Origin of the sequence: Streptomyces gossypii (genome assembly GCF_025165795.1) — a bacterium.
In the GTDB taxonomy this organism is placed as follows: Bacteria; Actinomycetota; Actinomycetes; order Streptomycetales; family Streptomycetaceae; genus Streptomyces; species Streptomyces gossypii.
The window spans coordinates 32,431-42,969 of the sequence record NZ_JAJAGO010000024.1 but is presented as its reverse complement, the minus strand read 5'-3'; the positions used below and the strand labels follow the sequence as shown (position 1 = coordinate 42,969).

At 70.0% G+C, this 10,539-nt stretch carries 9 protein-coding genes; 6 read left to right on the top strand and 3 right to left on the bottom strand.

From position 1 onward, the window contains the following. Positions 1-439 precede the first annotated feature (439 nt). The 5 genes from xylA to LHJ74_RS33050 all read left to right on the top strand — a co-directional run bounded on the left by xylA (position 440) and on the right by LHJ74_RS33050 (position 6,257). Positions 440-1,609, top strand: coding sequence for a xylose isomerase (xylA, locus tag LHJ74_RS33070; RefSeq protein ID WP_260222022.1), 1,170 nt, complete (start codon positions 440-442; stop codon positions 1,607-1,609). A 203-nt stretch (positions 1,610-1,812) separates the two neighbouring features. Continuing rightward, positions 1,813-3,018: a sugar ABC transporter substrate-binding protein gene (locus LHJ74_RS33065; RefSeq protein ID WP_260222028.1), complete on the top strand. Its 1,206-nt coding sequence runs from the start codon at positions 1,813-1,815 to the stop codon at positions 3,016-3,018. Positions 3,019-3,028: 10 nt separating this feature from the next. Beyond that, entirely contained in the window at positions 3,029-4,006 is a 978-nt protein-coding gene (locus tag LHJ74_RS33060; RefSeq protein ID WP_260222021.1) for a carbohydrate ABC transporter permease, read from the top strand. Between the two features lie 5 nt (positions 4,007-4,011). After that, positions 4,012-4,869 (top strand): carbohydrate ABC transporter permease, encoded by an 858-nt coding sequence (locus LHJ74_RS33055; protein WP_260222020.1) that lies wholly within the window; start codon positions 4,012-4,014, stop codon positions 4,867-4,869. Between the two features lie 8 nt (positions 4,870-4,877). Continuing rightward, positions 4,878-6,257: a GH1 family beta-glucosidase gene (locus LHJ74_RS33050; RefSeq protein WP_260222019.1), complete on the top strand. Its 1,380-nt coding sequence runs from the start codon at positions 4,878-4,880 to the stop codon at positions 6,255-6,257. 150 nt (positions 6,258-6,407) lie between these two features. Here the strand turns inward: LHJ74_RS33050 and LHJ74_RS33045 are convergent, their stop codons facing one another. From LHJ74_RS33045 to LHJ74_RS33035, 3 genes are all read right to left on the bottom strand, one after another. Continuing rightward, positions 6,408-7,505, bottom strand: coding sequence for a MerR family transcriptional regulator (locus LHJ74_RS33045; RefSeq protein ID WP_260222027.1), 1,098 nt, complete (start codon positions 7,503-7,505; stop codon positions 6,408-6,410). 301 nt (positions 7,506-7,806) lie between these two features. Next, positions 7,807-9,033: an ROK family protein gene (locus tag LHJ74_RS33040; protein WP_260222018.1), complete on the bottom strand. Its 1,227-nt coding sequence runs from the start codon at positions 9,031-9,033 to the stop codon at positions 7,807-7,809. A 53-nt stretch (positions 9,034-9,086) separates the two neighbouring features. After that, positions 9,087-9,986 carry an NAD(P)H-binding protein gene (locus tag LHJ74_RS33035; protein ID WP_260222017.1) on the bottom strand — a complete coding sequence of 300 codons (900 nt, stop codon included), beginning with the start codon at positions 9,984-9,986 and terminating at the stop codon, positions 9,087-9,089. On the opposite strand from LHJ74_RS33035, the gene LHJ74_RS33030 reads away from it, so the two are divergent. Next, on the top strand, positions 9,985-10,407 hold the full coding sequence (locus LHJ74_RS33030; RefSeq protein ID WP_260222016.1) for a MerR family transcriptional regulator: 423 nt from the start codon (positions 9,985-9,987) through the stop codon (positions 10,405-10,407). The genes LHJ74_RS33035 and LHJ74_RS33030 overlap by 2 nt on opposite strands. The last annotated feature ends 132 nt before the right edge of the window (positions 10,408-10,539 follow it).

Sequence of the window (10,539 nt, the reverse complement as noted above, 5' to 3'; positions counted from 1 at the left end):
CGGCGCGTTCAACGTGTCACCACGCCGCTCCACCCGCCGCACCGCCGCATGCGCGGTGAAGGCACCCTCACCGGTGGTGACCTCACGGGCCTGCGCCGCGTAAGAGGCCTCAACACCCTCACGCATCAGCCAGAAGCCGTCAGTGAACTTCATGATCTTCCTTGGGGGGACGGGGCACTGCCTGCCGCCGGTCTCGGCGGTACGAGGGCCAGTGGCCGGGCGAGTTTGATCGTGTGCAAAACAAATATCGGAGCGAGGAGTGGCGAGCGCGCCTGACCTCCCACGTGCCCCAGTCTGTCTTCACCTGTCTATACCCATTCGGGCGCAGATTGAAGTGGTCAGACCCCTGGTGTTCATCGCTGCGATGGCGTATTAGTCATCACTGTAAACAAATCAATCCCGGTTCGTATCGGGCACCTCGGCAGCAAGGGGCCGCATCATGTCGGAACGCTTCACCCCCACCCCGGAGGACAGGTTCACCTTCGGGCTGTGGACCGTTGGCTGGCGGGGCAACGACCCCTTCGGCGAAGCCACCCGTCCCGCCCTCGACCCGGTCGAGTCCGTCGAGCGGCTCGCCGCGCTGGGTGCACACGGCGTGACCTTCCACGACGACGACCTGATCCCCTTCGGGAGCACCGAGACCGAGCGTGCCGCGATCGTCAAGCGCTTCCGCGCCGCTCTCGACGCCACCGGCATGAAGGTGCCGATGGCCACCACCAACCTCTTCACCCACCCCGTCTTCAAGGACGGCGGCTTCACCGCCAACGACCGCGACGTGCGCCGCTACGCGCTGCGCAAGACGATCCGCAACATCGATCTGGCCGTGGAGCTGGGGGCCAAGACCTATGTCGCCTGGGGCGGCCGCGAGGGTGCCGAGTCCGGCGGCGCGAAGGACGTACGGGACGCCCTGGACCGCATGAAGGAGGCGTTCGACCTCCTCGGCGACTACGTCACCGAACAGGGCTACGACCTGCGCTTCGCCATCGAGCCGAAGCCCAACGAGCCGCGTGGCGACATCCTGCTGCCGACGATCGGACACGCCCTCGCCTTCATCGAGCGCCTGGAGCGTCCGGACATGTTCGGCGTCAACCCGGAGACCGGGCACGAGCAGATGGCCGGGCTGAACTTCCCGCACGGCATCGCCCAGGCGCTGTGGTCGGGCAAGCTCTTCCACCTGGACCTCAACGGCCAGTCCGGCATCAAGTACGACCAGGACATGCGCTTCGGCGCGGGCGACCTGCGACAGGCTTTCTGGCTCGTCGACCTGCTGGAATCGGCCGGATACGCAGGGTCGAGGCACTTCGACTTCAAGCCCGCGCGCACCGACGGCTTCGACGGGGTGTGGGAGTCGGCGAAGAACTGCATGCGCAACTACCTGATCCTCCAAGAGCGTTCGGCCGCCTTCCGCGCCGACTCCGAAGTCCAGGAAGCACTGCGGGCCTCGCGGCTGGACCAGCTGGCCCAGCCCACCGCCGCGGACGGCCTCTCCGCGCTGCTCGCCGACCGCGCCTCCTTCGAGGACTTCGACGTGGCCGAGGCCGCCGGGCGCTCCATGGCCTTCGAGCGCCTCGACCAGCTCGCCATGGACCACCTTCTCGGCGTGCGCTGATCCTCGGCGCGCGCTGACCCCTCCCTGCGCTCACGGGCCCGCCGGTGCCCGTGATTCCGCCCCTCGTCCTCCGCGGCACACAGTGGTTCCGCGGAGGCACCGGCACCCCACCGCACGCAAGGGCCCACACCGTGACAGCTGACTCCTCGGATGCCGCTCCGCGCAGGCGTCGACGCTCCGCCGGGCGCACCGTCCGGCGGAGGCTGATACCCCTTTCCGTCACCCTCACCATCGTCGCCACCGCCGGGCTTGCCGGCTGCTCCCAGGAGCGCGACCCCGACGTGTACACCGTGCTGAACTCCTCGACCGACGAATCCTTCCACCGCTGGGACGCCGAAGCGATGGCGCGCTGCAGCAAGAAGCTCGGCATCACCATCGAGCAGCAGAGTGTCCCCGCCGCCCAACTCCTCACCAAGGCACTGCGAATGGCGTCGTCCAAGTCGCTGCCGGACGTGCTCCAGCTGGACGCGTCGCAGGTGCCGTCCTTCGCGGCGGCCGGGGGCCTGGTCCCGCTCGAAGAGGTCGGCGTCTCCGACAGCGGGATACCCGAGGGCATCGTCAAGTTCGGTTCCTACGACGGCACGTACTACGGTGCCGCCCGTTCGGTGAACACCCTGGCCCTCTTCTACAACAAGAAGATCCTCGACAAGGCCGGAGTCGAGGTGCCCACCACCTGGGACGAACTTCGCACCACGGCCAAGGACCTGACCCGCGGCAAGCAGTACGGCGTCGCCCTGAGCGCCGGTGGCGCGGAGGACGGGGTCTTCCAGTTCATGCCGTTCATGTGGTCCAACGGCGGTGACGAGACCGATCTGGACAGCCCGGAGGCGGCTGAGGCGCTCAACTTCTGGAAGTCCCTCATCAAGGACCGTTCGCTGTCGAAGTCCACGGTCAACTGGACGCAGGCCGACGTCAACGACCAGTTCATGGCGGGCAACGCGGCCATGATGATCAACGGGCCCTGGCAGCTGGAGACCCTCGACGCGCAGAAGAACCTCGACTACGGCATCGCCACCATCCCCGTGCCAGAGGCCGGGGACGACTCGGTGGCCCCGCTGGGCGGCGCCGTCCTCACCGCCTCCAACACGGGCGACAGCGCACGGGAGAAGAAGGCCGGGCGCGTGATCAACTGCCTCACCAGCCGCAGCGAGCAGACCGACTACGCGCTGAAGAGCTCCATGGTGCCCGCGAACGAGCAGGCCGCCGCCGAGTGGCGCAGACAGGTTCCCGAGCTGTCCTCGCTCGCCAACCAGGTCGCCGAGGGGCGCTCCCGGACCGCCAAGATCGGCGACAGGTGGCCCACCGTCTCCCTCGCTCTGCAGAGCGCCTTCCAGTCCGCCCTGACCGGCAAGACCAGCACCCGGGCGGCTCTTGAGCAGGCCCAGGAGCGGGCCACGAGCGGGAACTGAGGTAACCACCATGTCCACCACCACGGCATCCGCCTCCGCCGCCCGCCCCGCGGACCCGAAGGCCGCGCAGCCGCACTCCGATGAGCTGCGCAGACGCAACAGCCGCAATCGCCGCAACCGCAGGCTCGGACAGTGGGGGTTCATCGCCCCCGCCGTCGCCTTCATGCTGCTCTTCTTCGGCTACCCGCTCGTCCGCAACATCGTGATGAGCTTCCAGGACTACTCGCCGTCCACCTTCTTCAACGGCGAGGCGCCCTTCAACGGTCTCGACAACTGGCGCGCCGTCTTCGAGGACGGACTGTTCGGCCAAGCCCTGTGGCACACCCTCGTCTTCACCGCGGGATCGCTGCTGGGCCAGTTCTGCATCGGTCTCGCCCTCGCGGTCTTCTTCAGCCGGAAGTTCCCGCTCAACGGCGTGCTGCGCTCGCTGATCCTGCTGCCCTGGCTCGTCCCGATGGTCGTCTCCGGCGTCGTGTGGCGCCGCATCCTCGACCAGGACACCGGGGTGCTCAACAGCTTCCTGCACACGATCGGCCTGGGCGACGGCTCCTCGCCCTGGCTCACCAGCCCGTCCATGGCGCTGTTCTCCGTGATCATGGTGAACATCTGGATCGGCATCCCCTTCAACATGGTCATCCTGTACGGCGGCCTCCAGGAGATACCCAGGGAGCTGTACGAGGCGGCCTCGCTGGACGGCGCGTCGGCCTGGCGGACCTTCCGCTCGATCACCCTGCCGATGCTCCGGCCAGTGATCACCGTCGTGCTCGTACTCGGCTTCATGTCCACCGTGAAGATCCTCGATCTGATCCTCGCCCTCACCGACGGAGGGCCGGCCGACGCCACCCAGACGCTGGGCACGCTCACCTACCAGCAGTCCTTCGTCGAACTGGACTTCGGCGCCGGTGCCGTCGTCGGCAACATCCTGATCCTGATCTCCGCCGTCTTCGCGGTGTTCTACCTGCGGGCCAACCGCCCCGAGGGGAAGTGACGTCCATGGCCACCCACACAACGGCCGTTCCTCTGCGGAAGAGCCCACAGCACAACCGGCCCCGCCCCCGCTGGGGCGCCGCCGTGGCCGGTGTCCTCATCCTGGGCGTGATGCTCTTCCCGCTCTACTGGATGCTGAACACCGCACTGCAGCCGGACAGCGGGCTCCTCGAGGTCTCTCCCGTACCCGAGAGCGTGGACTTCTCCGGCTTCCGGAAGGCGTTCACCGACCAGGGCGGCAACCTGCTGACCTCGCTCGCCGTCGCCCTGGGCGCCGTCACCATCTGCCTTGCCATCGCGGCCCCCTGCGCCTACGGACTCGCGCAGTTCAAGCTGCGGGCTGCCAAGTACATCCTCTTCGGCACCCTGATCACGCAGATGGTCCCCGGCATCGTCATCGCCAACGCCCTCTACAGCGCGTACGTCGATCTCGGCCTCGTCAACTCCTACTTCGGGCTGATGCTCGCGGACGCCTCCCTCGGCATCCCCTTCGCCATCGTCCTGATGCGGGCCTTCATGACCTCCATCCCCAGCGAGGTCATCGAGGCGGCGCAGGTCGACGGCGCGGGCCGCCTCCGCACCTTCGTCCAGGTGGTCCTGCCGATGAGCCGCAACGCACTCATCACCTCAGGGCTCTTCGCCTTCCTGTTCGCGTGGAGCGACTTCATGTTCGCCCTCACCCTGAACACCACCGACGACGTCAAGCCGGTCACCCTCGGCATCTACCAGTACATCGGCGCACATGTCGGCGACTGGGGAGCGGTCATGGCCGCCTCCGTGCTGTCCGCCATCCCGGCGGCGATCCTGCTCGTCCTCGCCCAGAAGTACATCGCCGCCGGGATCACCGGTGGATCCGTCAAGTAAGGCTCCTCATGAGTGACTTCCCGAAATTCCCGCAGGGCTTCGTCTTCGGCGCCGCCACCGCCTCCTACCAGGTGGAGGGCGCCGCCACCGAGGACGGCCGTGGCCCCTCCATCTGGGACACCTACAGCCACACCCCCGGCAAGGTGGTGGCCGGCGAGACCGGTGACGTGGCCTGCGACCACTACCACCGCTACCCCGAAGACGTGGCGCTGCTGCGCGACCTCGGCGTCAGCTCGTACCGCTTCTCGATCGCCTGGCCCCGCATCCAGCCGACCGGCTCCGGCGCCGCCAACGCCAAGGGCCTCGACTTCTACTCGCGCCTCGTCGACACCCTCCTGGAACAAGGCATCGAGCCCGCCGCCACCCTCTACCACTGGGACCTCCCCCAGGCACTGGAGGACCGAGGCGGCTGGCGCGTACGGGAGACCGCCGAGCGGTTCGGCGAATACGCGGCGATCGTCGCCGAACACCTCGGCGACCGCGTGCCGCGCTGGATCACCCTCAACGAACCCTGGTGCAGCTCCTTCCTCGGCTACTCGATCGGCCGCCACGCCCCCGGCGCACAGGAGGGCACCGGAGCGCTGGCCGCCGCGCACCACCTGCTCGTCGGCCACGGACTGGCCATGCGGTCGCTGCGCGCGGCCGGGGTAAGGGAGGCGGGCATCACCCTCAACCTCGACCGGAACCTGCCCGCCACCGACTCGGCGGCGGACCTGGCCGCGGCCGTACGCGCCGACACCCAGCACAACCTGGTATGGACCGACCCGCTGCTGTTCGGCCGCTACCCGGCAACGGAGGAGGAGACCTGGGGGGAGCTGATCACCGGCCAGGACTTCCGCCAGGACGGCGACCTGGAACTCATCTCCCAGCCGCTGGACTTCCTCGGCGTCAACTTCTACCGCCCCATCGTGGTGGCCGACGCACCGCACCGCGAGCCCGACCCGGCCCGCAGGGTCGCCACCGACAACCGGTACGAGGAGGTCAACCACCCCGGCGTACGGCACACCGAGATGGGCTGGCCGGTCGTCCCCGAGTCCTTCACGGCGCTGCTGGTCGCGCTCAAGCGGCAGTACGGGACGGCGCTGCCGCCGGTGTACATCACCGAGAACGGCTCGGCCGAGGCCGACACGGTCGCCGAGGACGGCTCCGTGCACGACACCGACCGGGTCACCTACCTGCACGACCATCTGAGCGCGCTGCGCGCGGCGATGGAGGAGGGCGTCGACGTCCGCGGCTACTACGTGTGGTCCCTGCTGGACAACTTCGAATGGGCGCTGGGCTACAGCAAGCGCTTCGGCATCGTCCGCGTCGACTACGACACGCTGACCCGCACCCCGAAGGACAGCTACCACTGGTACCGCCACCTGATCGCCTCCCACCCCAGCTGACCCCCGGCGCGGGCCCGCACCCCCCCCCGGCGCGGGCCCGCACCCCCGACGCGCGGGGTGCGTCCTGTCCACAGCGCCATGCCGGCTCAGCGCCGCACATGAACGGCGGGCCGTCCAGGAGCCGCCATGACACTGACGCTGCCACGCGATTCAAGCTATGAGCAGGCGGAGGCCGAGATCTGCCGCGTCGAGGTCGGTGAGGTCGCTGTTGCGCTCGGCCCACCGGCCGGAGTCGAGGTCGTCGCTGAGGCTTCGTACCGCCCGCTGCTCGGCCTCCAGCCCGACCCTCGTCCACACCGACATCGCACGGCGCACGTGATCCTCCAGATACGCCCCCGGTCGGCGCCAGTACGCCTCGAACAGGCCGTCAGCGCAGTCCCACGGGATGGGCACCGGCTCAGCGCGGGCGCCGACCGCGTCGGCCATCCCGGCAAGCGAGGGAAATTCTTCGAGGACGGCGGCGAACTCGGGCAGGTAGTCGCGGGTAAGCCAGAACCGGTCCTGCCATCCGGGCTCGTCGGTGTCGAACGTGAGCACCACCACGCGGCGGGCCACGCGCCGCATCTCTCGCAGCCCCGCTATCGGGTCCCCCCAGTGGTGAACGGTGGAGACGGCCATCGCGACGTCGAAGGAGTGGTCCTCGAACGGCAGGCTCTCCGCGGCGGCTGCCACGCACGGCGCCGAGCCGGCAGGCCGCTCCCCCCGCATGACCGCCGATGGCTCCACCGCGGTCACGTCGCGATCAGCAGGCTCGTAGGAGCCGGTGCCGGCACCGACGTTCAGCACCGTCTGCGCGTCCCCGAGCGCGTCCCAGATCTGCGCGGCTATCCGCGGCTCGGTACGCCGTGTCGCGGTGTAGGCGCCGCCGATCGCGTCGTACAGCCGTGCACCGAGCATCTCCAGTTGCTCTTCCGGTGTCACCTTCAGTCCCTTCGCTCGTGCCTCAAGTTCCCTGTCGATGGCCGCCACCATGGCGTCAGCGCGATCACGCCGCTCCAGCAGCAGGCCGCGCAGCCGGCGCAGGTGCGCGACCGCGTCGGTGGACGCGTCGCCGACCAGTTCCGCAACCTCCCGCAGACCGAAGCCCAGCCGCCGATAGGCCAGCACCTCCCGCAGCCGCTCCACGTCGTCCGCCGAATAGGACCGGTACCCGGCCGCGGTCCGCGCCGACGGCCGAACGAGGCTGATCTCGTCATAGTGATGCAGCGTGCGGACGCTCACGCCGGCCAGCTCGGCCACGCGTCCCACGGTCCAGTGATCCTCCACGGCACCGACTATGCAGCCTGACGCCACGTGAGGGTCAAGAGCCTCACTCACGGCACAAGAGCCGAACGCGAAGCAGCGGTCCGAGGCGACTCCTGCACGTCGTGCCACTCCTGCCCGGTGGGCTCGCGGTACTCGTCCCGCGGTCGGTCAGCCCGGCGGTGACGGCCTCTGTGGCGAACATCCTGCGGAAGTCGTGCGGCGTGCAGGTCAGCGGCTGACCGCTGTGGCGCGCTGCGCCACGGCTGGGTCAACGCGCCGCGCGTACGCGTACCGCGCGTAGGCGCTAGGCGTAGGCCGCCGGGTCCGCCAGGACCTCGCGGATCATCAGGCCCGCCGCGCCGCGTGCGGCGTCGACCGACGGGGAGGAGGCGCGCAGCCGTCCGCTGCCCGGCTGCCACAGCCCGGAGACCACCCGCTCCGTGAGTTCCCGGTCGACGGAGGGCGCCAGCCACGGCATGAGGTCCCGGTAGATGCCGCCGAGCATCACCGCGTCGGGATCGAAGAGGTTCACCGCCCCGGCCACCGCCAGCCCCAGCTTCTGCCCGGCCTGCTCGATCGCGGCCGTGGCCCGTTCCTCGCCCTGCCTGGCCCGGCGCTCCAGTTCGGCAACACCCGTCAGTCCGGATCCGTCGTCCAGCCCCGCCGCCCTGAGCAGTGCGGACTGGCCCGCGTACTGCTCAAGGCAGCCGCGCGAGCCGCAGCGGCAGCGCGGGCCGTCCTGGTCCAGCGGCATGTGTCCGATCTCCCCGGCGAAGCCATGCGCACCGCGCAGCAGTTCGCCGTCGAGCACCAGCGCGCCGCCGACGCCGATCTCCCCCGTCAGGTAGAGGAAGCTGCGTACGCCGCCCGCGCCGTCGCCGAACCACAGTTCGGCCAGCGCGGCGACATTCGCCTCGTTGTCGGAGCTGACCGGCAGCGCACGGTGTTCGGGCCGCAGGACGGACAGGGCCTGCGCGAACAACCCCTCGACCGCCACCCGCTTCCAGCCCAGGTTGGGAGCCTGCCGCACGGTGCCGCCCGAGACCAGCGCGGGAACCGCCAGCTCCGCTCCGACCGGACGCAGGTCCTGCTCCTCGGCCGAGGCCAGCGCACGGGCGGCGATCTGTGCCGCGTGCGCCAGCACCTCGGCGGGGGGCAGCCCCCGGTTGTCCCGGCGCTCCACCAGCCGAACCCGGTCGGTGCCCGCCAGGTCGAGCACGCAGACCGCCACATAGTCGACATTGATCTCGACCCCGAGCCCGGCGGCTCCGGTCCGGGCCACCTTGAGCACCGTGCCGGGCCGCCCGGCCTGCCCGCTGAAGGTCTTGCCCCACTCGGTGAGAAACCCGGACTCCAGCAGCTGTTCGGCCAGCGAGGACACGGCAGCCCTGGTCAGCCCCACCTGGGCGGCGACCCCGGCCCGGGTGACCTCGCCCGCGTCATGCACGGCCCGCAGCACGAGGCTCAGGTTGTGCCGTCGCACACCTGTCTTGTCGGCCTTGAGTCCGAGTGGGGTCAGGTTGTTCCTCATCGTGTGCCGAGCCTATGTGACCCGGTTCCGGCCGCCGCCGCAGCATGCGCCGGTCAGTCGAACTCCGCAGCGTGGTCTGCCGCCCACTGCGCGAAGGTGCGGGCCGCTCGGCCGACGAGCCGCTCCACGCAGTCGGTGACGCGGCCTGACTCCGGACGGTGCAGCGAGGCCGCGATCAGCGCCGCTACCAGAGCCTCGGGGCGGCCGTCCGCGAGCATGCGCGCCCGCGCCCGTTCGGCGGGGACCGCCTCGAAGCGCAAGCGCCGCCCCAGCGCCGTGCCGAGCTGAGCGACCTGATCGGCGCGGCCGAGCACCTCGGGTCCGGTCAGCACGTGCGGTCCGCGACCGACTTGGGCGCCGTCCGAGAGCAGGGCGGTCACCGCCGCATCGGCGACATCCCGCTCGTCCACCACCGCCGTCCGCGCGATGTCGGGGCCCGCCACCACATCGCCCGCCCGCAGCTGCTCGGCCCACCCGCGGACGTTGGATGCCAGCGTCTCGCTCCGGAGCACCACCGGCCGCAGCCCGGCATCGCTGAGCAGGGCCTCCATGTCCGCGTGCACCTGCACGATCGGGTCCGTCTGGCGATCGCGTCCGTCATCGACGGCTGAGGAGGACAGATAGACGACACGCGGCGCCTCAGAGCCTGTGGGGCTCTCAGCGCTGAGCTGCGCGAGCATGGCATGAGCCGGGGCGGCAGTGAGCATCGGCCACATGAGAAGGACCGCGTCGATCCCCGCGAGCGCCGAGCGGAGGACACCGGGGTCGGTGAGGTCGCCGACCACCGACTCCACGCCGGGGCGCGCACCCGCTGGATTGCGGTCGAGGCACCGCACCCGCACACCGCGCGCGTGGAGGGCGTCGACGATCTCCCGCCCGAGGTTGCCGGCCGCACCGGTCACAAGTGTCGACGGGGTCCGGGGCGCGCCCGTGGCGCGAGGAGTCTCGGTCATGCTGGGGAAGCTAGGGGTTCAGGTCGGCATGAAGGCAAGGGGCGAGCGAGTGAGGATGATCGGAGAAGTGGCCGCCGAGCTGGGAGTCGAGGCTCACGTGCTGCGTCACTGGGAGCAGGTCGGGGCGCTCATGGTGCGTCGTGACGGCAAGGGCTACCGCGTCTACGACGACGAGACGCTGGAACGAGCCCGCACCGTCCTGAAACTGCGGCGAGTGGGCCTCTCCTTGCCGGAGGTCACGGCGGCCATGGCGCCGACGAAGGCGGCGGCGCAGGCGGTGGTGCGGGCAAAGATCGCGGGCCTCGAACGCGAGATGGCCCGCACCCAGCACGCCATCACCTTCCTGCAGCACACCGTCGAGTGCCGTCACCGCTTTCTCGACGACTGCCCTGACTGCGCGGCGTTCGCCCGCGAGCCATGACCATCCCCCGGCCGCACAGCTCTGCGGCCCGGCGTAATTGAAGCGCCAGTGCCGCTGACGGACGGCTAGCGTGTCCAGCCACATCCGAGGAACTGCACCCATGGGGAGGCCGCGTTGGCTGAAGGACCGAAC

Coding starts and splice junctions, on each gene's coding strand:
- xylA (WP_260222022.1), top strand. CDS start 440: ATGTCGGAACGCTTCACCCCCACCCCGGAGGACAGGTTCACCTTCGGG.
- LHJ74_RS33060 (WP_260222021.1), top strand. CDS start 3,029: ATGTCCACCACCACGGCATCCGCCTCCGCCGCCCGCCCCGCGGACCCG.
- LHJ74_RS33055 (WP_260222020.1), top strand. CDS start 4,012: ATGGCCACCCACACAACGGCCGTTCCTCTGCGGAAGAGCCCACAGCAC.
- LHJ74_RS33050 (WP_260222019.1), top strand. CDS start 4,878: ATGAGTGACTTCCCGAAATTCCCGCAGGGCTTCGTCTTCGGCGCCGCC.
- LHJ74_RS33040 (WP_260222018.1), bottom strand. CDS start 9,033: ATGAGGAACAACCTGACCCCACTCGGACTCAAGGCCGACAAGACAGGT.
- LHJ74_RS33030 (WP_260222016.1), top strand. CDS start 9,985: ATGCTGGGGAAGCTAGGGGTTCAGGTCGGCATGAAGGCAAGGGGCGAG.
- LHJ74_RS33035 (WP_260222017.1), bottom strand. CDS start 9,986: ATGACCGAGACTCCTCGCGCCACGGGCGCGCCCCGGACCCCGTCGACA.